The sequence below is a fragment of the Streptomyces sp. NPDC020958 genome (genome assembly GCF_055562175.1).
In genome coordinates this window covers 931,961-952,764 of the sequence record NZ_JBVHFU010000002.1, presented here as the reverse complement: position 1 = coordinate 952,764, position 20,804 = coordinate 931,961, and the positions used below count along the sequence as shown (strand labels likewise).

The 20,804-nt window shown below is 72.3% G+C and carries 24 protein-coding genes; 6 read left to right on the top strand and 18 right to left on the bottom strand.

Features of this window, described 5'->3' with window-relative positions:
- The first annotated feature begins 126 nt into the window (after positions 1-126).
- Positions 127-480 carry an ATP-binding protein gene (locus ACZ3KP_RS10160; RefSeq protein ID WP_358978675.1) on the top strand — a complete coding sequence of 118 codons (354 nt, stop codon included), beginning with the start codon at positions 127-129 and terminating at the stop codon, positions 478-480.
- Positions 481-564: 84 nt separating this feature from the next.
- Here ACZ3KP_RS10160 and ACZ3KP_RS10155 read toward each other — a convergent pair whose 3' ends face one another.
- From ACZ3KP_RS10155 to afsQ1, 5 genes are all read right to left on the bottom strand, one after another.
- Positions 565-762, bottom strand: a complete 198-nt coding sequence (locus tag ACZ3KP_RS10155; protein WP_132891288.1) for a PspC domain-containing protein — start codon at positions 760-762, stop codon at positions 565-567.
- 95 nt (positions 763-857) lie between these two features.
- On the bottom strand, positions 858-1,409 hold the full coding sequence (locus ACZ3KP_RS10150; RefSeq protein ID WP_358978673.1) for a VanZ family protein: 552 nt from the start codon (positions 1,407-1,409) through the stop codon (positions 858-860).
- Between the two features lie 203 nt (positions 1,410-1,612).
- A complete protein-coding gene (locus tag ACZ3KP_RS10145; protein ID WP_358978671.1) occupies positions 1,613-2,215 on the bottom strand; it encodes a hypothetical protein in 603 nt (200 codons plus the stop codon).
- A complete protein-coding gene (locus ACZ3KP_RS10140) occupies positions 2,215-3,807 on the bottom strand; it encodes an ATP-binding protein (RefSeq protein WP_467497982.1) in 1,593 nt (530 codons plus the stop codon). The genes ACZ3KP_RS10145 and ACZ3KP_RS10140 overlap by 1 nt, the downstream gene beginning before the upstream one ends.
- Positions 3,804-4,481, bottom strand: coding sequence for a two-component system response regulator AfsQ1 (gene afsQ1, locus ACZ3KP_RS10135; RefSeq protein WP_177232965.1), 678 nt, complete (start codon positions 4,479-4,481; stop codon positions 3,804-3,806). Before afsQ1 ends, ACZ3KP_RS10140 begins: the two co-directional genes overlap by 4 nt.
- A 245-nt stretch (positions 4,482-4,726) precedes the next feature.
- Between afsQ1 and ACZ3KP_RS10130 the strand changes: the two genes are divergently transcribed.
- The gene (locus ACZ3KP_RS10130) at positions 4,727-5,461 is read left to right on the top strand and encodes a SigE family RNA polymerase sigma factor (protein WP_132891284.1); all 735 of its coding nucleotides are present in this window, start codon (positions 4,727-4,729) and stop codon (positions 5,459-5,461) included.
- A gap of 330 nt (positions 5,462-5,791) precedes the next feature.
- On the opposite strand, the gene ACZ3KP_RS10125 is transcribed toward ACZ3KP_RS10130, so the two are convergent.
- On the bottom strand, positions 5,792-6,436 hold the full coding sequence (locus ACZ3KP_RS10125) for a uridine kinase family protein (RefSeq protein WP_358978667.1): 645 nt from the start codon (positions 6,434-6,436) through the stop codon (positions 5,792-5,794).
- 127 nt (positions 6,437-6,563) lie between these two features.
- Here ACZ3KP_RS10125 and ACZ3KP_RS10120 point away from each other — a divergent pair, with 127 nt between their 5' ends.
- On the top strand, positions 6,564-6,962 hold the full coding sequence (locus ACZ3KP_RS10120) for a hypothetical protein (RefSeq protein WP_467497979.1): 399 nt from the start codon (positions 6,564-6,566) through the stop codon (positions 6,960-6,962).
- Between the two features lie 64 nt (positions 6,963-7,026).
- Here the strand turns inward: ACZ3KP_RS10120 and ACZ3KP_RS10115 are convergent, their stop codons facing one another.
- The 5 genes from ACZ3KP_RS10115 to deoC form a co-directional block, all read right to left on the bottom strand.
- On the bottom strand, positions 7,027-7,278 hold the full coding sequence (locus ACZ3KP_RS10115; protein ID WP_467497977.1) for a type II toxin-antitoxin system RelE family toxin: 252 nt from the start codon (positions 7,276-7,278) through the stop codon (positions 7,027-7,029).
- On the bottom strand, positions 7,275-7,529 hold the full coding sequence (locus ACZ3KP_RS10110) for a type II toxin-antitoxin system prevent-host-death family antitoxin (RefSeq protein ID WP_467497975.1): 255 nt from the start codon (positions 7,527-7,529) through the stop codon (positions 7,275-7,277). The genes ACZ3KP_RS10115 and ACZ3KP_RS10110 overlap by 4 nt, the downstream gene beginning before the upstream one ends.
- Before the next feature lie 154 nt (positions 7,530-7,683).
- Positions 7,684-8,580, bottom strand: coding sequence for an aldehyde dehydrogenase family protein (locus tag ACZ3KP_RS10105; protein ID WP_467497973.1), 897 nt, complete (start codon positions 8,578-8,580; stop codon positions 7,684-7,686).
- A complete protein-coding gene (locus ACZ3KP_RS10100) occupies positions 8,573-10,009 on the bottom strand; it encodes an aldehyde dehydrogenase family protein (RefSeq protein ID WP_467497971.1) in 1,437 nt (478 codons plus the stop codon). Before ACZ3KP_RS10100 ends, ACZ3KP_RS10105 begins: the two co-directional genes overlap by 8 nt.
- Before the next feature lie 20 nt (positions 10,010-10,029).
- Positions 10,030-10,989: a deoxyribose-phosphate aldolase gene (deoC, locus tag ACZ3KP_RS10095; RefSeq protein ID WP_467497969.1), complete on the bottom strand. Its 960-nt coding sequence runs from the start codon at positions 10,987-10,989 to the stop codon at positions 10,030-10,032.
- 126 nt (positions 10,990-11,115) lie between these two features.
- On the opposite strand from deoC, the gene ACZ3KP_RS10090 reads away from it, so the two are divergent.
- Entirely contained in the window at positions 11,116-11,778 is a 663-nt protein-coding gene (locus ACZ3KP_RS10090; protein ID WP_467497967.1) for a PH domain-containing protein, read from the top strand.
- 58 nt (positions 11,779-11,836) lie between these two features.
- Positions 11,837-12,460, top strand: coding sequence for a TetR/AcrR family transcriptional regulator (locus tag ACZ3KP_RS10085; protein WP_467497965.1), 624 nt, complete (start codon positions 11,837-11,839; stop codon positions 12,458-12,460).
- A 129-nt stretch (positions 12,461-12,589) separates the two neighbouring features.
- On the opposite strand, the gene ACZ3KP_RS10080 is transcribed toward ACZ3KP_RS10085, so the two are convergent.
- From ACZ3KP_RS10080 to ACZ3KP_RS10050, 7 genes are all read right to left on the bottom strand, one after another.
- Positions 12,590-13,354 carry an SDR family NAD(P)-dependent oxidoreductase gene (locus ACZ3KP_RS10080; protein WP_467497963.1) on the bottom strand — a complete coding sequence of 255 codons (765 nt, stop codon included), beginning with the start codon at positions 13,352-13,354 and terminating at the stop codon, positions 12,590-12,592.
- 184 nt (positions 13,355-13,538) lie between these two features.
- Positions 13,539-13,898: a hypothetical protein gene (locus tag ACZ3KP_RS10075; RefSeq protein WP_467497962.1), complete on the bottom strand. Its 360-nt coding sequence runs from the start codon at positions 13,896-13,898 to the stop codon at positions 13,539-13,541.
- Positions 13,895-14,374: a hypothetical protein gene (locus tag ACZ3KP_RS10070; protein WP_467497960.1), complete on the bottom strand. Its 480-nt coding sequence runs from the start codon at positions 14,372-14,374 to the stop codon at positions 13,895-13,897. The genes ACZ3KP_RS10075 and ACZ3KP_RS10070 overlap by 4 nt, the downstream gene beginning before the upstream one ends.
- Before the next feature lie 104 nt (positions 14,375-14,478).
- Positions 14,479-15,663: a hypothetical protein gene (locus tag ACZ3KP_RS10065; RefSeq protein ID WP_467497958.1), complete on the bottom strand. Its 1,185-nt coding sequence runs from the start codon at positions 15,661-15,663 to the stop codon at positions 14,479-14,481.
- Positions 15,664-15,855: 192 nt separating this feature from the next.
- The gene (locus ACZ3KP_RS10060; protein WP_467497956.1) at positions 15,856-17,487 is read right to left on the bottom strand and encodes a phospho-sugar mutase; all 1,632 of its coding nucleotides are present in this window, start codon (positions 17,485-17,487) and stop codon (positions 15,856-15,858) included.
- A 344-nt stretch (positions 17,488-17,831) separates the two neighbouring features.
- Complete coding sequence (locus ACZ3KP_RS10055; protein ID WP_358978645.1) at positions 17,832-18,656, bottom strand: purine-nucleoside phosphorylase; 825 nt, start codon at positions 18,654-18,656, stop codon at positions 17,832-17,834.
- 145 nt (positions 18,657-18,801) lie between these two features.
- Positions 18,802-19,242 (bottom strand): gamma-glutamylcyclotransferase family protein, encoded by a 441-nt coding sequence (locus ACZ3KP_RS10050; RefSeq protein WP_467497953.1) that lies wholly within the window; start codon positions 19,240-19,242, stop codon positions 18,802-18,804.
- Positions 19,243-19,339: 97 nt separating this feature from the next.
- On the opposite strand from ACZ3KP_RS10050, the gene ACZ3KP_RS10045 reads away from it, so the two are divergent.
- Positions 19,340-20,788 (top strand): NAD(P)H-quinone dehydrogenase, encoded by a 1,449-nt coding sequence (locus tag ACZ3KP_RS10045; protein ID WP_467497951.1) that lies wholly within the window; start codon positions 19,340-19,342, stop codon positions 20,786-20,788.
- Positions 20,789-20,804: the final 16 nt, after the last annotated feature.

Sequence of the window (20,804 nt, the reverse complement as noted above, 5' to 3'; positions counted from 1 at the left end):
GAATGCGGACGCGCTTTCACAAGCCGTCCGCATTTCGATGTTTGCGGTGGGCGGTCCGCCATGTTTACGGTCGTGGACCGCTCAACATGTTGTCGATCCCCACCGCATTCCAAGGACGCATTGACGATGAAGCAGTCTGCTGCCAAGACCCTCGGTGTCGCCGCCCTCGGTGCCGCCTTCGCCGCCGTCGGCGCGGGCGCGGCCAACGCGGCCCCGGCCGTCCCGGACTCCTCCCAGGCCCTGGACACCGTCACCAAGACGCTGCCGGCCGAGAACGTCTCCAAGGCGCTGCCGGGTGCCGGGGAGGCCGTGACGCAGGGGCAGAGTGCCCTCGGTGCCGGACTGACCGCCGTGCAGCCCGCCGTCCAGCAGGTCCTCGCGGGCGGCCCGACCAAGCCGGTGGCCGGCCTCCTCGGCGGACTGCCGGTGCAGGGCCTGCCCACCCACGGCCTGCCGGTCAACGGGATTCCGCTCGGCTGACCCTCTCCCCGGCCGGGCGGTGACACCGTCGGGGCGCCCCGGACCGCTCCGGAGCGCCCCGACGGCGTTGTCGTACCCGGGGGATCACCAGGCGGTGGCCTTCTCCTCCGAGGGGAGGAGGATCCACAGGGCTATGTAGAGCAGGAACTGCGGGCCGGGCAGCAGGCAGGACAGCAGGAAAACCACCCGCATCGTGGTGGCGGAGGTGCCGAAGCGCCGGGCCAGCGCGGCGCACACTCCGCCGATCATGCGGCCGTGGGTGGGGCGGGCGAGGCTGGACATCTGCGGCTCCTTCGTGAGCGTCCGGTGCGAGAGGACCCGTACGGCCCCTCGTCTGCCCACCACGGTACGGAGACGAACCGGGTCGAAGCGTCGCTCTACGGGGCGATCCCGACCCTGGGAATCGTCGGGGTACGACCCTGAGCCGGGTCCTCCTGGAGGACGGCGGCCGACCGCTCCCGCCGGTCCCTGCGGCGGAGCCGGGCACGGGCCGCCGGGACCACCGCGAGGTGCGCGACGACCACCCCGACGGTGTTCAGCAGGATCGAGTCGACGTCCACCACCCGCCCGGGCACCCCGGTCTGCAACAGGGCGATGCCCAGGGAGAGCAGGGCGGCCGTGGTGGCCGTACCGACCAGGGACCCGAGCGGGGAGACGCGGACCCTGCCGTGCGCCATCGGCAGCAGCACCCCCAGCGGCGCGAGCAGCGCGAGCCCCTCACCGATGCGGTGCGCCGCCTCGCGGGGTCCCAGCGCCAGGTCGGCCCGGATGCCGGCGAACGGGTGCAGGTTGGCGGGCATCACCCAGGGCACGTCCAGCGGGCGCAGCATCAGCCAGGCGACGAGCGCGAGGTGCGCGGCGAGGAGAACACCCCCCGCCGCACGGACCCGAATCCCGGCGCTCCCGCCGATGAACCCTTGACGCTGCACGCCCCCCAAGACGCCCGCGCGCACCCGAACGGTTCCGGACAGGGGCGTGAGCCCGCCAACACGCGCCCCCGACAGCGCCCCTGAAAGGGGCGCTGGGGGTGCCCCCGGCCGAAGGCTGGGGGAGGAACTGCGCGATCAACCGAATGCGACCCGCACCCGCCCCACAACCCGAGGTGGCACCCCACTGGGCGCCCCGACCCCCCTCACCCGGAAGCGACCTCACCGGACGGCGGCCGGTTCCCGCTCGGAGCGTTCCGCACCGCGTCCGTGCACGCGTACCGCCGCAACGGCTCCGGCCCCGGCCCCCCGAGGATCACCGACCCGTCGCCCTCCGCGGCCGCCGAGTCGGACAGCGTGCACACGATCTGGGCGAGGGCGTACGACGTCAGCTGCGGCGGCGACGTGCTCAGCCGCAGCGTGTCGTCGGGGTCCCCGCGCCGCGGCCCGCCGACGCTCATCCCGCCGCGCACGTACGTCGTGTAGCCCGCCTCCTTCTCGGCGGCCGACGGCGTCTCGGCGAGCTGGTCCAGCAGCCCCTGGGCGACGATCACCCGCCGCTTGGCGTCCGCCGTGCCGTCGGGGACGCGCACCTCCCGGTCGACGGTCACCAGCGAGGCCCCGCACAGCAGGAACACCTGCACCGGCACCCCCCGCGAGGACTGCGCCGACAGATCGGGCTGGGGCATCGAGCACGGCACCCGCGACGGCGCCCCGCCGAAGTCGGTCGGTACCTCGGTCGCCCGGATCCCGCACCCGGCGAGCGCGAGCGCGAGCGCGGCGACGCCCAGGAGTCTCGGTACGTGCATCACGCGCCCTTCTCCCCGGTCCTTCCGGCTTCCCCGGAGCCTCCGGCATCCTTCGTCTCCTCGGTCAGCGCCGAGGCGTCCCGGGGCAGCCGGAGCGTGAACACCGCGCCGCCCTCGGGGGAGTTGGCGGCGGTGATCGAACCGCCGTGGATACGGGCGTTCTCCGTCGCGATGGACAGGCCCAGGCCGCTGCCCTCGGAGCGCGGCCGGGAGGCGCTGGCCTTGTAGAACCGGTCGAAGACGTGCGGGAGCACGTCCTCGGGGATACCGGGACCGTGGTCGCGGACCGCGATCACCAGTTCGCCGCCCTCCTGCTGGTCCATCCGCACCGACACCCGTACCGGGGAGCCGCCGTGCTTGAGCGCGTTGCCGATCAGGTTGGCGAGGATGACGTCGAGGCGGCGCGGGTCGAGACGGGCGTGGATGCCGCGCTCGGCGTCCAGGTCCACCGCGTCCAGCCAGGCGCGGGCGTCGATGCAGGCGGTGATCTGGTCGGCGATGTCGACGTCGTCGAGGACGAGACGGGCCGTGCCGGCGTCGAAGCGGGTGACCTCCATCAGGTTCTCGACGAGGTCGTTGAGGCGGCGTGTCTCGCTGACCACCAGCCGGACGGCGGGCTCGATCATCGGGTCGATCGAACCGGACTCCGCCTCCAGCTCCTCCTCCAGGATCTCCGTCACGGCGGTGATCGCGGTGAGCGGGGTGCGCAGCTCGTGGCTCATGTCGGCGACGAACCGCCGGGACGCCTCGTCCCGGGCGGCCATGTCGTCGACCCGCTTCTCCAGCGCCTCGGCGGCGTCGTTGAACGTCCGTGACAGGTCCGCGAGTTCGTCGGTGCCGGAGACCCGCAGCCGGGTGTCCAGCCGGCCCTCGCCGAGCCGCCGCGCGGCGACACCCAGCCGGTGCACCGGCTTCAGCACGGTCGTGGCGGCGGCCTGCGCGAGCAGCGCGGAGCCGATCAGCGCCAGCGCGGTGGCGATACCGAGCGACCAGGCGAGGGAGTTGAGGTCCTTCGCCTCCGGTTCGAGGGACTTCATCATGTAGCCGGTCGGTCCGCCGCCGCTCAGCCGCGTGCCGGCGACGAGATACGGCGTGCCGTGGTCGACGACCCGCTGCCAGTACAGGTGGTACGCCGACTTGTTGGCGTCGGTGATCTTCTGCTGCTTGTCGACGGCCTTGCGCAGCGACGCCGGCACCTCGTCCAGCGCGAACCCGCTGAGCCCGCCCGAATTGCCGTACACCACCTTGCCGTCGGCGCCGTCGCCGACCAGCAGGACGCTGAAGCGCTGGCTGCTGTTGGCCATCTGCCCGGCCGTGCGCTGCAGTTCGTCCTGGGTGGGGTGGACGGGCAGGGCGCCGGCCCGGTTCTGCATCTCCTGCTGGAAGTCGCGCAGCACCGCGTCCTGGGTACGGGTGAGCACGGCCTCGCGGTTGAGCCAGTACGCGATGCCGGACGCGGACACCGCGGCGGTCAGCGCGACGAGCCCGAAGACGACCACGAGCCGCAGCCGCAGACTGGTGAAACGCAGCCGGGACACGGCTCCCTTGCGATCCGCGGCCCAGCCGCGGAAACCCTCCTGCCGGTCCGTCACTGAGGGGCGTCCAGGCGGTAGCCGACACCACGCACGGTACGGATCAGGGTCGGGGACGAGGGCACGTCCTCCACCTTGGCGCGCAGCCGCTGCACGCACGCGTCCACCAGCCGGGAGTCACCGAGGTAGTCGTGCTCCCAGACCAGCCGCAGCAACTGCTGCCGGGACAGCGCCTGACCGGGACGCCGGCTCAGCTCCAGGAGCAGCCGCAGCTCGGTCGGGGTGAGCTGGAGGTCCTCGCCGTTCTTCGTCACGGTCATCGCCGACCGGTCGATGACGACGTTCCCGAACGTCGCCGAGTCGGTGGACTCCCGCTCCCCGCGCCGCAGCACCGCCCGGATCCGGGCGTCCAGCACCCGGCCCTGGACGGGCTTGACGACGTAGTCGTCGGCACCGGACTCCAGGCCGACCACCACGTCGATGTCGTCGCTGCGCGCGGTCAGCAGGATGATCGGCAACTGGTCCGTGCGCCGGATGCGCCGGCACACCTCGAACCCGTCGATCCCGGGCAGCATGACGTCGAGGACGATCAGATCGGGCCGCTGCTCACGCAACAGCTTCAGACCGTCCTCACCGGTCGCAGCGGTGGCCACCCGGTGTCCCTGGCGCGTCAGAGAGAGCTCCAGGGCCGTACGGATGGCGTCGTCGTCCTCGATCAGCAACAGGGAAGGCACGGGCTCATTCTGGCCCATGAGGGCCCTGTCGTACGACCTGTGCTGTTCGGAGCCGCCGGGATCGCATAGCCCCACCTCCTGTGCGCCCGCTGGGGACCGCCCGTGCCGGACCCCTGTGACAGGTCTGTGACAGTCGGCGGATACGGCCGTGAAGGTGGCCCGGCAGAGTTCTCGGCACGGGCAACCGAGCAAGTGGGAAGCCCGGGCAGACCGAACTACCGGAAGTCCACGACGGGGGGCGCGAGATGAACACGCTGATCGGTCACAGCACCAGCGCAGTGATCACGCGTCTGCACGACGTGCACCGGGGTTCCGAGAAGTCCGGTGCCGTGAGCGGGCGGGGGTGCGCTCGCGGCACCGGGCGGCAGCACACCGCCTACATGACGGTGGTCGACGGGGGGACGGGGGAGACCGGCGCAGCCGCGTACGGGGAGGACCAGGGGGAGCGCCGCTCGCTGACGGAGGCGGAGTTCACCGCCTACGTCCAGGAGCGCCGCGCCTCCCTGTACGCGACCGCCTACCACCTGACCGGCGACCGCTTCGAGGCCGAGGACCTGCTGCAGAGCGCGCTGTTCTCGACGTACCGGGCGTGGGAGCGGATCAGCGACAAGGCGGCCGTCGGCGGCTACCTGCGCCGGACCATGACCAACCTGCACATCAGCGCCTGGCGGCGCCGCAAGCTCAACGAGTACCCGACCGAGGAACTGCCGGAGACGCCCGGCGACACGGACGCGATGAGCGGCACCGAGCTGCGCGCGGTCCTGTGGCAGGCGCTCGCCCGGCTCCCCGAGCTCCAGCGCACCATGCTGGTCCTGCGCTACTACGAGGGCCGCACGGACCCGGAGATCGCGGAGATCCTCGACATCAGTGTCGGCACGGTGAAGTCCAGCATCTGGCGGTCGCTCCGCCGGCTGCGTGAGGACGAGGTCCTCAGCTTCGGCCGTGACGAGGAGGACGCCTTCGGGGAGCTCGTCGCCTGAAGGTAAGGGGATCCGGGGGGATCCCGACGGGGAAACCGGGGGAAACGGGGGCCCGGTGGAGGGTCCGGGGGGACCCACGGGGGAAACGAGTCCGGGGGGGGGCTCGAAAGCACGGGGGAGCTCCGCAACGGGGGACACGGGGGTGTTCGGCGGAGCGACGGGGGAAGCGGGACTGGAGGGCCGGGGGGTCCGTCCAGTCCCGCTTTCGTCATGCCTCGCTGTCGGCCCACTGCGGCGGTGGCCATCCGGCTGAGCGCCTCGTCGCGGTCGCAGGGATGCGCCGCGGGGCACTTGGCGGGCCACGTCTTTCCTTCGCCCGCCTGCGAACGGTCAGGCCGCCGGGGTCCGGGTGTGGTCCCTGCTCTGCCGGCCCACCGCGGCCGCCGCCATCCGGCTCAGCGCCTCGTCCCGGTCGCACGGGTGGGCGCCCAGGGACACCTGGCGGGCCACGATGGTGCGTTCCGCGCGCATCAGCCGCCAGCCGCGGCGCAGCAGGAACGGCACCGACTTGCGGCCCTCCCTGAGGTCGCGCAGGAAGCGGCGCCGGAAGGTCTTCAGCGGACCCCGGCTGAGACACAGCGCGTCGGCCAGCAGCCCCAGTTCGCGGCAGCGCTCCACGATCTCGGCGGCGAAGATGCCCTCCGCGATGAACAGCGGGGTGCGGCCGATGTGCAGCGTCTCCTCGCCGGTGCGGGCGCTCAGCGAGATGTCGTACACCGGCACACCCGCCGAACCCGTCGCGCACAGCCGGCCGATGGCCTCGACCGCGACCTCCGCGTCCCAGGACTGCGGGTGGTCCCAGTCGATGTCCGAACTCCCCGCCACGAGCGGCAGGGTCGGGTCGTCGCCCTCCTTGTAGAAGTCGTCGAGACGCAGCACGGGAAGCCCGGAACGGGCGGCGACGAGGGACTTGCCCGAGCCCGAGGGGCCGCACAGCAGCACGACGCGGGCGGGGGGCGGAGGATGAATGCTCACGGAACACCAGTTTGACGTATGGGGAGCCTCCTGCCGACCCCGCGGGTCGGCTTTTGAGCGTGAGTCTCACCTCAACTACCCTGTGTGCCGACACGATCACCCTGCGCACCCGAAGGTGGCACCTGCGATGTCCCGACCCGCGTCCTCCCCGAACCCGACCGTCCAGCGCGCGCTGATCGCTCTCGCGACCGCCTCCGTCGCGCTCGGCGCGGGCGCCGCGACGGCCGCCGCGGCCCCGCAGCCCGCGCAGGACGCGGTACGGCACCGGCCCACCTCCGTCGGCCCCGTCGACCCGCAGGCGGGACTGACCGCACTGGGCGGTCTGCTGCCCTACGTCACGGGACCGGTCGCGGGCCTGAAGCCCAACCCGCTCGCGGGCACGGGCGTCGACCCCCTGGACAACGGAGTCGGCACCCAGCTGGCCGACTTCAAGCCGCTGACCTCCAAGCCGCTGACGGAACCGGTGGCGGAGGCGCCGTCGATCGGGGACCTGCCGGTGGTGGGGCAGTTGCTCCTGGGAGGCTGAACGCAGGGGGAACCGCGGGCCCGTCGTGACCGGCCGACGGTTCCCCACGTCCCTGACGGGTGCTTCAGGCCGTACGTCCGAGGTGCGTCACCATGATGTGGATCACCCCTTCGTCAATGACGTACAGGACGCGATAGTCGCCGACACGGAGCCGGCGGATGTCGGCCGATCCGTACGGAGTCGACGCCGCCGGACGGGGGTCATCGGCCAGTTTGTCGATGGTGTCCAGGACCAGGGGCAGGCCGCTCGGATCTTCCTTCAGGGACCGAGCTGCCGAGTCGAGGGCGTGCGGCTCGAAGACGATCTCGTACTTCACCGCTGTTCGAGCCCCAGCCGTCGGCGAACCTCTGCCATCGGGATGCCGGGGCCGAGTGTTCCCTCGGCCTTGCGCCGCTGGTAGTCCGCCACCGCCAGGGCATCTTCGAAGTCCTCTATCACCTGCGGCGATACGAGGAGTGCGGCGACGTGGCCGTGGTCGGTGAGGGCGATGGTCTCGCGGCCGTGGGCGGCACGGCGGACCAGGTCGCCGAGCTGGGAACGGGCTGCGCTGATGGCGATCTCAACCATGTGCACATGGTTTCACATGATGCATCTTGTGAGCAATTCAGTCAGCGGTGTCGGGCTGTGGAGTCCCCCGGCGGCGCCGAGGGTGCGGGAAGGCGAAGAGCCGTGCTCCCCCTGGATGCGCGGGAAGCACGGCTCGCCGGTTTCGGGCTCGGGGTCAGTACGCGGAGCCCGACGCGCCCAGGGAACCCGTCGGGTGCCACACCGTCTTCGTCTCCAGGAACGCCGTCATGCGGTCGGTCCCGGGTGTCGCCGTCCAGTCGTCCACAGGCTGTGGACGCAGGACGCGCTTGAGGTTGTCGGCCGCCGCGATCTCCAGCTCCTTGGCCAGCGCCTCGTCGGCGCCCGCGAGGTCGATCGCGTTGACGTCCTGGTGGGACGCCAGGGTCGGCGCGATCTCCTTGGTACGGCCGGAGAGGACGTTGACGACACCACCGGGGACGTCGGAGGTGGCCAGCACCTCGGCGAGGGAGAGGGCCGGGAGCGGCGCCCGCTCGCTCGCCACCACCACCGCCGTGTTGCCGGTCGCGATCACCGGGGCGATCACCGACACCAGGCCGAGGAACGACGACTCCTGCGGGGCCAGGACGGCCACCACGCCGGTCGGTTCGGGGGAGGAGAGGTTGAAGTAGGGCCCCGCGACCGGGTTGCCGCCGCCGACCACCTGGGCGATCTTGTCGGTCCAGCCCGCGTACCAGACCCAGCGGTCGATCGTCGCGTCCACGACCACGGCGGCCTTGGACTTGCCGAGGCCCTCCGCGTCGGCGACCTCGCGCACGAACTGGTCCCGGCGGCCCTCCAGCATCTCCGCGACGCGGTAGAGGACCTGGCCCCGGTTGTAGGCGGTGGCCCCGGCCCAGCCGCCGAACGCCTTGCGGGCGGCGACGACCGCGTCCCGGGCGTCCTTGCGGCTCGACTGCGGCGCGTTGGCCAGCCAGTTGCCCTTTGCGTCGGTCACCTCGTACACCCGGCCGCTCTCGGAACGCGGGAACTTCCCGCCGACGTACAGCTTGTAGGTCTTGAAGACGCTCAGACGGTCGTTGCGGTCAGACATCGAGGTATGCCTCCAGGCCGTGACGACCGCCCTCGCGGCCGAAGCCCGACTCCTTGTACCCGCCGAACGGCGAGGTCGGGTCGAACTTGTTGAACGTGTTGGACCAGACGACGCCCGCGCGCAGCTTGTTCGCGACCGCAAGGATCCGCGACCCCTTTTCCGTCCAGATGCCGGCGGACAGGCCGTACTGCGTGTTGTTGGCCTTCGCCACCGCCTCGTCCGGGGTGCGGAAGGTGAGGACCGACAGGACCGGGCCGAAGATCTCGTCGCGGGCGATGGTGTGCGCCTGGGTGACGTTCGTGAACAGCGTCGGGGCGAACCAGTAGCCGGCGGACGGGAGTTCGCAGGTCGGGGACCAGCGCTCGGCACCCTCCGCCTCGCCCTGCTCGGCGAGCGCGGTGATCCGGGCCAGCTGCTCGGCCGAGTTGATCGCGCCGATGTCGGTGTTCTTGTCCAGCGGGTCGCCGAGCCGGAGCGTCGACAGGCGGCGCTTGAGGGAGTCGAGCAGCTCGTCGTGGATCGACTCCTGGACGAGCAGACGGGAACCCGCGCAGCAGACCTGGCCCTGGTTGAAGAAGATGCCGGTGACGATGCCTTCGACGGCCTGGTCGACGGGAGCGTCGTCGAAGACGATGTTCGCGCCCTTGCCGCCCAGCTCCAGCGTCAGCTTCTTGCGGGTGCCCGCGACCGTGCGCGCGATCTCCTTGCCGACGGCGGTGGAACCGGTGAAGGCGACCTTGTTCACGTCGGGGTGGGCGACGAGCGCGGCGCCCGCGTCGCCGTACCCGGGAAGGATGTTGACGACGCCCCTGGGCAGGCCCGCCTGGCGGCAGACGTCCGCGAAGAAGAGCGCGGACAGGGGGGTCGTCTCGGCGGGCTTGAGGACCACCGTGTTGCCGGTGGCGAGCGCCGGGGCGATCTTCCACGCGAGCATCAGCAGCGGGAAGTTCCAGGGGATGACCTGGCCGGCGACGCCCAGCGGCCGCGGGTTCGCGCCGTAGCCCGCGTGGTCGAGCTTGTCGGCCCAGCCCGCGTAGTAGAAGAAGTGCGCGGCGACCAGGGGGAGGTCCGCGTCGCGCGTCTCCTTGATCGGCTTGCCGTTGTCCAGTGTCTCCAGGACGGCCAGCTCACGGCTGCGCTCCTGGATGATGCGGGCGATGCGGAAGAGGTACTTGGCCCGCTCGGAGCCCGGCAGCGCGGACCACTTCTCGAACGCCTTGCGGGCGGCCTTGACGGCCCGGTCCACGTCCTCGGCGCCGGCCCGGGCGACCTCGGAGAGGACCTCCTCGGTGGACGGGCTGACCGTCTTGAAGACCTTGCCGTCGGCCGCGTCCGTGAACTCGCCGTCGATGAAGAGGCCGTAGGAGGGCGCGATGTCGACGACGGAGCGGGACTCGGGCGCCGGTGCGTACTCGAATGCGGTGGTCATCTTTTCCTTGGCCATGGTGATCAGTCCACCGTCACGTAGTCGGGACCGGAGTAGCGGCCGGTGGCCAGCTTCTGACGCTGCATCAGCAGGTCGTTCAGGAGCGAGGAGGCGCCGAAGCGGAACCAGTGGCTGTCCAGCCAGTCCTGGCCCGCGGTCTCGTTGACCAGGACGAGGAACTTGATCGCGTCCTTGCTGGTACGGATGCCGCCGGCGGGCTTCACGCCGACCTGGACGCCCGTCTGCGCACGGAAGTCGCGCACGGCCTCCAGCATCAGGAGGGTGTTCGCGGGGGTGGCGTTGACGGCGACCTTGCCGGTGGAGGTCTTGATGAAGTCGGCGCCCGCCAGCATGCCGAGCCAGGAGGCCCGGCGGATGTTGTCGTACGTCGACAGCTCGCCGGTCTCGAAGATGACCTTGAGTCGGGCGGCGGCCCCGCAGGCCTCCTTCACGGCGACGATCTCGTCGTACACCTTGCGGTAGTTCCCCGCGAGGAACGCGCCGCGGTCGATGACCATGTCGATCTCGTCGGCGCCCGCGGCCACGGCGTCCCGCACGTCGGCGAGCTTCACCGGCAGGGCCGCGCGGCCCGCGGGGAAGGCGGTGGCGACGGAGGCGACCTTGACGGACGAACCGGCGACGGCCTCCTTCGCGGCGGCCACCATGTCGGGGTAGACGCAGACGGCGGCCGTGGCGGGGGTCGTACGGTCCGTGGGGTCCGGGTGGACCGCCTTGGCGCCGAGCGCCCGGACCTTGCCCGGGGTGTCCGCGCCTTCCAGCGTCGTCAGGTCGACCATCGAGATGGCGAGGTCGATGGCGTACGCCTTCGCGGTGGTCTTGATCGAACGGGTGCCGAGGGAGGCGGCGCGCGCCTCCAGGCCGACCGCGTCGACGCCGGGCAGCCCGTGGAGGAAGCGGCGCAGCGTGCTGTCGGACGCGGTGACGTCAGCAAGTGCGTGGGGTGCGGTGGTGGGCATGGTCACCAGCCGAGCATATCTACGCGCGTAGCGGCTGTACACCCCGAGGGAGTGGTTCTTGTGCGGGGCGAAGGGGCGCGGGGAGTGGAGGCGATCGGCCGTCCCCCGGCGGGCTGAGGCAGAATCGGCGGCATGACCACGCCCCTCGTCAAGGACCGCGTCTACCGCTCACCCATGGCGGTGGTCGGCGGTGTCCTGCTGCTCGCCATCATCTGCTGGCTCGGCGTCGACGCGCTGATCCGCGGGCACGGCCGCACCCCCTGGCTCGCCCTGGCCGGGATGATCCTCGTCGTGCCGCTGGTGATCGCCTTCACCCTGCGGCCCGCGGTGTTCGCGGGCGAGGACCGGCTGCGGGTGCGCAATCCGTTCCGGGTGGTCACGTTGCCGTGGGGGGAGGTCGCCGCGCTGCGCTCCGGCTACTCGAACGAGGTGATCGCCAAGTCGGGTACGAAGTACCAGCTGTGGTCGATCCCGGTGTCCCTGCGCGGCCGCAAGAAGGCGGCGCGCCGCACGGCCAAGGCGGAGGCGGACGCGCAGCGCGGGCGGCAGGGGGCCGCGGGGCGGATGCCCGGCGGGTTCGGCGGCGGGTTCCGGGCGCTGCGCGACACCGACGGCGCGACCGGGCCGACGCGCGCGGAGACCGACCGGGTCATGGACGACCTGCGGGAGCTGCTGGAGAGCAGGGAGGCGGCGGAGTCGGCGCAGGGCGAGGTGACGGTGCGGTGGGCCTACGAGGTGACCGCGCCGGTCGTCGCGGGCGCGGTGCTGCTGGCGATCCTGCTGGCGGTGGGGTAGGTCCGGGCGACCGGCCCGTACGGTGGACCGTACAGTCCATTCTCCGGAGGGCCGGTCGATGCGCAGGGAACTCACGGTCAAGGGCAAGGCCACCCGGCACCGGATCGTCGAGGGGGCTGCCGAGGTACTGCGGGAGCAGGGCGTCGGCTCGGTCACCCTCGACGACATCATGGCGCGCACCGGCACCAGCAAGAGCCAGCTCTTCCACTACTTCCCCGGCGGCAAGGACGAACTGCTGCTCGCCGTCGCGCACTACGAGGCGGACCAGGTGCTGGAGGACCAGCAGCCGTATCTGGGGTGCCTCGACTCCTGGGAGAACTGGGAGCGGTGGCGGGACGCAGTGGTTGCCCGCTACGAGATCCTGGGGGACACGTGTCCCCTCGGGTCGCTCTTCCTCCAGGTCGGGCGCTCGACGCCGGGGGCGCGGGCGATCGTCGCCGAGTTGATGCGGCGCTGGCAGGAGAGCCTGGCGGCCGGGATGCGGGCGTTGCGGGCGGCCGGGGGCCCGTCGGCCGAGTTCGACGTGGAGGCGCGGGCCGCCGCGCTGCTGGCCGCGATCCAGGGCGGGGTGTCCATCCTGCTGGCGACGGGCTCGTCCGCCCATCTGCGCGCCGCCCTCGACCAGGGGCTCGCGGACCTGCGCCGCGACCTGACCCCGGCGGAGGCCGTCGCGCCGAGGTGACCGCCGGACCGCGGGGCTCGGCACGCTGCGACGGCCGCGGGGCCGCGGGGCCGCCGGACCGCCGGACCGCCTGGTCGTAGGGCTCGTCGCGCCGCGACGGCCGCCGGGGCGGCCCGGTCGCGGGGATCGTCAGGCGGCGACGACCGCGACACCGGTACGGCCGCCGTCCACGTCCAGCACGGTCCCGTGCACGAACGTCGACTCGTCGGCGGCCAGGTACACCGCCGCGCTCGCGATCGCCTCCGGCGTGCCCATCCCGCCCGCCGGTGTCCCCTTCATCATGGCCCCGCCGATCTCGGCCACCTCGGCGTCCGACGGCAGGACCGCGCCCGGCGAGATCGCGTTCACCCGCACCCCCTGCGGCCCGAACTCGGCAGCCCAGGCGCGGGTCAGGGCCTCCACGGCCCCCTTGGTGGAGCTGTACAGCGCGCCGACGGGGATGCCCAGGCGTACGATCCACGAACTCAGGTTGATGATCGCGCCCGCGCCCGCCTCGGCCATGGCGGGTGCGACGGCCCCCGTCAGGAAGAAGGGGGCCTTGACGTTGACCGCGTAGACCCGGTCGAAGGTCTTCTCGTCGGTGGCGGGGGTGGGGTCGGCCGGGTAGATGCCGGCGTTGTTGACGAGTACGTCGATACGGCCGCCCAGCACCCGGGTCGCCTCCTCGGCCAGCCTGTGCGAGGCGGCGGCGCTGCCGTCCAGGTCGGCCCGCACGAACTCGGCGCGGCCGCCCCGTGCCCGGATCCCGTCGACCACCTCCGCCCCGCGCTCGGCACTCCGCCCCGAGACGACGACATGCGCGCCCTCGGCGGCGAACGCCTCCGCGATCGCCCGCCCGATGTTGCTGGTGGATCCGGTCACCAGCGCGGTCTTTCCTGCCAGTCGCGTACCCATGATCAGCCTCCGTGTGCTCGGTTTCCCGGTCAGGTGCGGACCACTGTGCGCTCAGAAAAATGGACCAGCAAGTCCAGAAAACGAGGCCTCGGCGGGGCGTGTCCGGGCAGGGAACAGACGGCTCCCTCGCTGGCCGACTCCCGCTACGGGCGGCTGGCGGGCGGCGTCGCCGTTCGGCGGGCTGTCAGCGTCGGTCCGTGGCCCGAGGGTGTCCTGTGCCCGCGAAGGTGATCCAGCAGGTCTCCTTCGCGACGTCGAGGAGATACCAGATCCGGCCCCCACCGGTCACCTCGATCTGCCATTGCTCACAGGTCTGCCCGCGGTGGGTGCCGTGCGCCAGGCTGCCCTTGAGGCGATGGTGCCGAGGTGTCTCGGCGGCCGGTCTCGGGGTGGTGCGTAAGGCGATCCAGGCGCGGTACGTGTTCTCGCGGGCTTGCTGGGCGAGGCTGTCCCAGCCTTTGGCGGAGGCGGCGTCGGCGAAGCGGACTTCCCAGTGGCCCTCGGGTGCCGGTGGTGCGGCGCGGTCGCCGCGGCCCGCGGTCATGCCGGGTCCCTGGGGTCGGGGGCCGGGCCGTAGTCCTCGTCGTGATCCCTGGTCAGTGCGGCCAGGAGTGCGGGGTCGGAGTAGACCTCGGCCGTGTGCTGCCAGGCGATGAGCAACTGGGCGACGGAGGCGACGTTGCCGACCGAGTCGGCGGCCCGCATGGTGTCGACCAGTTCGACGGCGAAGCCGTGGAGGTCGGGCTCCGGCAGGAATCTGACCCACGGGAACGCGTCGGGCAGTATGTCGAGGAGCAACTCCATGCTGCCGGGCTCCCGGCGGGCCAGCGCGACCAGCATGCGGGTGGCCGCCGACACCACGGTCCGGTCCTGCTCGGCCCGTGCGGCGGTGGTGAGGACCAGGTCCTCACCGTCTCTGCGGTGCAGGAGCAGTCTCGGAGATTCCTGGAGCCGGGCAAGTGTCTGCTTGTTCTTGTTCACCAGCTCGGAGAAGTTCACGGCTGCGCTCTCGGCACTCATGATTTTGAAAGTACTTCGAAACTCACTGCAGTGCCATCACCCGCACGGGTGGGGAACCGGTATGCAGGTGCGCTGTTGACGACGACGCCGGCGCCGTTGACCGCTCACGGCGCGCTCGGCCACACCAGCAGCATGTACGCGCCGCAGTACGCCGACCCCAGCACCGCCGTCGTCAGCACGAGCAGCCGCAGGCGGCGGGAGGCGCGGGCCAGATATCCGGCGAGCGGCAGCAGCAGCGGGAAACCCGGGAGGAGGAAACGGGCGCGCGGGAAGTACACCCCGCCGCTGGTCAGCACGATCACCAGCAGCACCCCGCCGAAGAGCAGCAGCGGCACCGGCTGCCGGTCCGCCAGCGCGCACCCGAACAGCACCACCGACACGAGCATCGTCACGCTCACCACGACCAGGAACAGCTCCGGCCGTGACACCTGCCCGAACAGCTGCCGCAGCCAGCGCACGGTCTCCGCGCCGCCGTCCACCTCGTTGTGCCACAACCGCTGGACGGCGAAGTAGCCGTCCCAGCGGCCGAGTCTGACGCCCACCCAGCCGACGTAGGCACACCAGCCGAGGGGGGCCAGCAGGGCCGCCGCCAGGGCGCGGGATGAGAAGCGGGTGCGCAGGGAGAGCAGCGCGGTGACCGTGACGGCCGCGGCCACGGCGATGCCCGTCGGCCGGGTCAGCCCGGCGAGCACCGCGCCCGCCGCCGCCCACCACCAGCGCTCGGCCAGCACCGCGTACAGCGTCCACGCGGCGAACGCCGTGAAGAGCGACTCGGTGTAGCCCATCCACTCCACGAGGCCCACCGGGTACGCCGCCCAGAGGACCGTGAGCAGGACGCCGACCCGGCGGCCTGCCAGCCGGTCGCCCACCGCGAACACCCCCCAGGCGGCGACCAGCGAGGCCAGCCACGCGAGCCCGAGGCCGGTACTGGCCCGGGTGCCCGGGGTCAGCACGGCGACCGCCTTGACCAGCAGCGGGTAGAGCGGGAAGAAGGCCAGGTTGTTGTGGTCGTAGGCCACGCCCAGGGTGTGCGCGTACCCGTGGTCGGCGATCCCGAGGTACCAGCGGGAGTCCCACTGCGTCGCCAGCATCGGCCAGATCCCGTGGTGCCGCCGGTGCGCCCAGACGGCCAGGAACGCCAGCCCGGTGAGCCGTACGGCGAGGTACCCGGCCAGGGCCGGGACCGCCCGGCGCAAGGCGGGGCGCGGCGCCGCCGCGGTCGGCGGGCCGGGTCGCCGGGTGCCCGGGATGTGCCCGCTGGGGACGGTGTCGGAGGCGGTCGAGGACACGGCGGCGGCTCCTGTACGACGGCGGGCGGGGCGGGCGTTACCGCACCACCGTTTCCCGGTCGTCGGGGCCGGACGTGGAGCCCGGGTCACCTACTGGTGGGAAATCACCCGATGGGGTGCCCCGGACTCGTACCTGGGTCCGTGGGGGAACCGGTCCGGTCGCCCGGCGGCGTCCCCGGCGGCCTCCGCCGGTCAGATGCCCGCCGCCGCGGAGAGGTCCCGCTTGATCGCCGCGAGCAGGTCGGCCGCCCTGGTGCGGGCCGCGGGCAGCTCGTGGTGGTCCGCGACGGGGACGACCACCTCGAGGTAGCACTTCAGCTTGGGCTCGGTGCCGCTGGGGCGGACGATCACCCGGGCGCCGGTCAGGGTGTAGCGAAGGCCGTCGGTGGGCGGGAGCGTGTCCGTGCCCCGGGTGAGGTCCTCGGCCCTGGTGATCGGGAGGCCGGCCAGTTCGGTCGGGGGGTGCTCGCGGAGGGTCCGCATGGCCTGGGCGATGACGGAGAGATCCTGGACGCGGACCGAGAGCTGGTCGGTGGCGTGCAGGCCGTGCTCCACGGCGAGGTCGTCGAGGAGGTCGAGGAGGGTACGGCCCTCCTCCTTGAGGACGGACGCCAGCTCGGTGATCAGGAGGGCCGCGGTGATGCCGTCCTTGTCGCGGACGCCGTCGGGGTCGACGCAGTAGCCGAGGGCCTCCTCGTAGCCGTAGCGCAGGCCGTCGACGCGGGCGATCCACTTGAAGCCGGTGAGGGTCTCCTCGTAGGGGAGGTGCGCCTTCTCGGCGATGCGGCCGAGGAGGGAGGAGGAGACGATCGACTCGGCGAAGACGCCGGTGGCGCCGCGGCGGACCAGGTGGGCGGCGAGGAGGGAGCCGACCTCGTCGCCGCGGAGCATGCGCCAGTCGCCGTCCTGCTTGACGGCGGCGGCGCAGCGGTCGGCGTCGGGGTCGTTGGCGATGACCAGGTCGGGGTCGGTCTCGCGGGCCTTCGCGAAGGCGAGGTCCATCGCGCCGGGCTCTTCCGGGTTGGGGAAGGCGACGGTCGGGAAGTCCGGGTCCGGGTCGGCCTGTTCGGCGACGAGGGTGGGGGTGGGGAAGCCCGCGCGGGCGAAGGCGGCGAGGAGGGTGTCCTTGCCGACGCCGTGCATGGCCGTGTAGACCGTGCGCGCCGTGCGGGGGGAGCCGGGGGACAGGACGGCGTCCGTACGGGCCAGGTAGGCCTCCAGGACGGTGTCGTCGAGGGTTTCCCAGCCGGTGTCGGGGCGGGGGACGTCGTGGAGGGTGGTGATGGTCTGGATCTCGGCTGCGATCTCCGCGTCGGCGGGCGGGACGATCTGGGAGCCGTCGCCGAGGTACACCTTGTAGCCGTTGTCGCGCGGCGGGTTGTGGCTGGCGGTGACCTCCACGCCCGCGACCGCGCCGAGGTGCCGGATGGCGAACGCGAGCACGGGGGTGGGGAGGGGGCGGGGGAGCACGACGGCCTTGAGGCCCGCGCCGGTCATGACCGCGGCGGTGTCGCAGGCGAAGTCGGCGGACTTGTGACGGGCGTCGTAGCCGATGACGACGGTGCCGGTGCCGTGGCCCTGCTTCTTCAGGTAGGCGGCGAGGCCGGCGGCGGCGCGGATGACGACGGAGCGGTTCATGCGCATCGGGCCGGCGCCGAGTTCGCCGCGGAGGCCGGCGGTGCCGAACTGGAGGGTGCCGCTGAAGCGGGCCTCCAGTTCCTCGGTGTCAGCTGCGTCGATGAGCTTGGCCAGCTCGGCGCGGGTGTCCGGGTCGGGATCCTCGGCGAGCCAGGTCCTGGCCCGGGCGGTGAGATCGTCGTGCACGGTCGGTCTCCTGGTCTCCGGTGGTGCGGGTGGATGCCTGCGGCGCATCCGCGGCTTCGGTGGGGGTGCGCGTAGCGCCTACGGGTGGTGCTGCGTCGGGGCCGGGGCGGGGAGTCCCCGTCCTCGGACCGGCGGTGTTGCATCTCGTGCCGCGCGGGTCGGCCGACGCCGGCCGCTGCGGGCGGGAACTCCCCACCCCGTCCCCTTCCCGCCCACGGCGGCCGCAGCGCCCCGAAAGGGGCGCTGGGGGTCCCCCGGCCGAAGGCTGGGGGAGGAACTGCGCGAGCGGGCGCGACGGGCCCGCGGACGCCGTCACAGCGTGGGTGGCGACCCGGACGGCGTCCTCAGAGCCTGCCCAGTACCTGCGTCAGCAGGGCGCCCATGCGTGCCGCCGAGTCGCGGCCCGCCTGGAGGACCTCCTCGTGGTTCAGCGGCTCGCCGGTCATCCCCGCGGCGAGGTTGGTGACCAGGGAGATGCCCAGGACCTCGGCGCCGGCCTCGCGTGCGGCGATCGCCTCCAGGACCGTCGACATGCCCACCAGGTCGGCGCCGATCACGCGGGCCATGCGGATCTCGGCCGGGGTCTCGTAGTGCGGGCCGGGGAACTGGGCGTAGACGCCCTCCTCGAGGCTCGGGTCGACCTCCTTGCACAGGGCGCGCAGGCGGGGGGAGTAGAGGTCGGTGAGGTCGACGAAGTTCGCGCCGACGATCGGGGAGGTCGCCGTGAGGTTGATGTGGTCGCTGATGAGGACCGGCTGGCCGGGACGCATCCCCTCGCGCAGGCCGCCGCAGCCGTTGGTGAGGATGATCGTCTTGCTGCCGGCGGCGACGGCCGTGCGGACGCCGTGCGCGACGGCGGCGACGCCTCGGCCCTCGTAGTAGTGCGTGCGGCCGAGGAAGACCAGCGCGCGCTTGTCACCGATGGAGTACGAGCGGATCTTGCCGCCGTGCCCCTCCACGGCCGGCGGCGGGAAGCCGGGCAGCTCGGTGACCTGGAACTCGGCGTCGGGGGCGCCCAGGGCGTCGACGGCCGGGGCCCAGCCGGAGCCCATCACGAGGGCGACGTCGTGGGTCTCGGCGCCCGTGAGCTCGCGCAGGCGAGCGGCGGCCGCGTCGGCGGCGGCGTGCGGATCGCCCTGGATGTCGTCCGGAAGAAGAGATGCGTTCACGCGGACGAGAGTAGCCGGTCTGGGCCTACGCGCGTAGATGACGGAGCTCACGGGTTGGCGATCGTTGTCTTGTCGTTTCCTGTGAGGGGGGCGACGATGAAGATCAGCCGGCGATGGCGGGCGGCTGCGGCCTGCACGCCGGCCGTCAGCAGGGGCGCTTGCGCAGCTCCATCACGTAATCGTGAGGTGCGCCCGCGGACTCGGCGGCGTCGGCGATCTCGCCCAGGTAGCGGGCGGACGGGAGGCCGCCCTCGTAGCCGTCCAGGACGTAGAGCCAGGCCGTCTCCTCGCCCTCCAGGGTGTGCACGCGCACCCGTGCCCGGCGGTAGATGCCCAGGCCGACGCCCTCCCAGCGGTCCATGGCCTCCTCGTCCATCGGCGCGATGTCGTAGAGGCCGACGAAGACCTGGGAGAGCGGGTCCTCGACGATCGTCGCCAGGGCGCCCTCCCAGCCCATCTGCTCGCCGCCGAAGGTCAGCCGCCATCCGTTCAGCCAGCCGGTGGCGCGCAGGGGCGAGTGCGGGGCGCGGCGCGACATCAGCCGTGCGTCGAGATTGCCGGCGTACGCGGCGTAGAGCGACGACATGGGGAGAGGGTACGGCAGCCGTCCCGTGCGCCACTCCTGTCCCAGGCGGCGCCGGGTGGCGGCCCCCGGGCAGTAGCACCTTGAAGCGTGCGGGACAATGGAGTACGTGACTCGGATCGTGATCATCGGTGGCGGACCCGGCGGCTATGAGGCGGCGCTGGTGGCCGCGCAGCTCGGCGCGGAGGTGACCGTCGTCGACTGCGACGGTCTGGGCGGGGCGTCGGTGCTGACCGACTGCGTGCCGTCGAAGACCCTTATCGCTACGGCCGAGGTCATGACGACCTTCGATTCGTCGTACGAAGAGCTGGGGATCATCGTCGCCGACGACACGCCGCCGCTGGAGCAGGCGGCGCGGGTGGTGGGGGTCGACCTGGGGAAGGTCAACCGGCGTGTGAAGCGGCTCGCGCTGGCGCAGTCGCACGACATCACCGCCTCGGTGACGCGCGCCGGTGCCCGGGTCATGCGGGGGCGGGGGCGGCTGGAGGGCATGCAGGCCCTCGACGGGTCGCGGAAGGTCGTCGTGAGCGCGGCGGACGGCAGTGAGGAGACGCTCGTCGCCGACGCGGTGCTGATCGCGACCGGCGGGCATCCCCGTGAGGTGCCCGACGCCCAGCCCGACGGCGAGCGCATTCTGAACTGGACGCAGGTGTACGACCTCGACGAGCTGCCCGAGGAGCTCATCGTGGTCGGGTCGGGTGTGACCGGTGCCGAGTTCGCCGGTGCCTACCAGGCGCTGGGGTCGAAGGTCACGCTGGTGTCGTCGCGGGACCGGGTGCTGCCCGGTGAGGACCCGGACGCGGCCGCCGTGCTGGAGGACGTGTTCCGGCGGCGTGGCATGAACGTCATGGCCCGGTCGCGGGCGGCCGCGGCCAAGCGGGTGGGGGACCGGGTGGAGGTGACGCTGGCGGACGGCCGCGTCATCAGCGGTTCGCACTGCCTGATGGCCGTCGGCGCGATTCCGAACAGTGCCGGGCTGGGACTGGAGGAGGCCGGTGTCAAGCTGCGCGACTCCGGGCACATCTGGACCGACAAGGTGTCGCGGACGACCGCGCCCGGTGTGTACGCCGCCGGTGACGTGACCGGTGTCTTCGCGCTCGCGTCGGTGGCCGCCATGCAGGGGCGCATCGCCATGTACCACTTCCTCGGGGACGCGGTGGCGCCGCTGAATCTGAAGACCGTCTCGTCGAACGTGTTCACCGACCCGGAGATCGCCACGGTCGGCTACACGCAGGCCGACGTGGACGCCGGGAAGATCGACGCCCGGGTGGTGAAGCTGCCGCTGCTGCGCAACCCGCGGGCGAAGATGCAGGGCATCCGGGACGGCTTCGTGAAGATGTTCTGCCGGCCGGGCACCGGGATCGTGGTGGGCGGGGTGGTCGTCTCGCCGCGGGCCTCGGAGCTGATCCATCCGATCTCGATCGCCGTCGACAACAATCTGACGGTCGAACAGATCGCGAACGCGTTCACCGTGTATCCGTCCCTTTCGGGGTCGATCGCGGAGGTGGCGCGACAGCTGCACACGCGGAAGACCGGCGCCGAACTCTGACCTCGCGGTGTGCAGG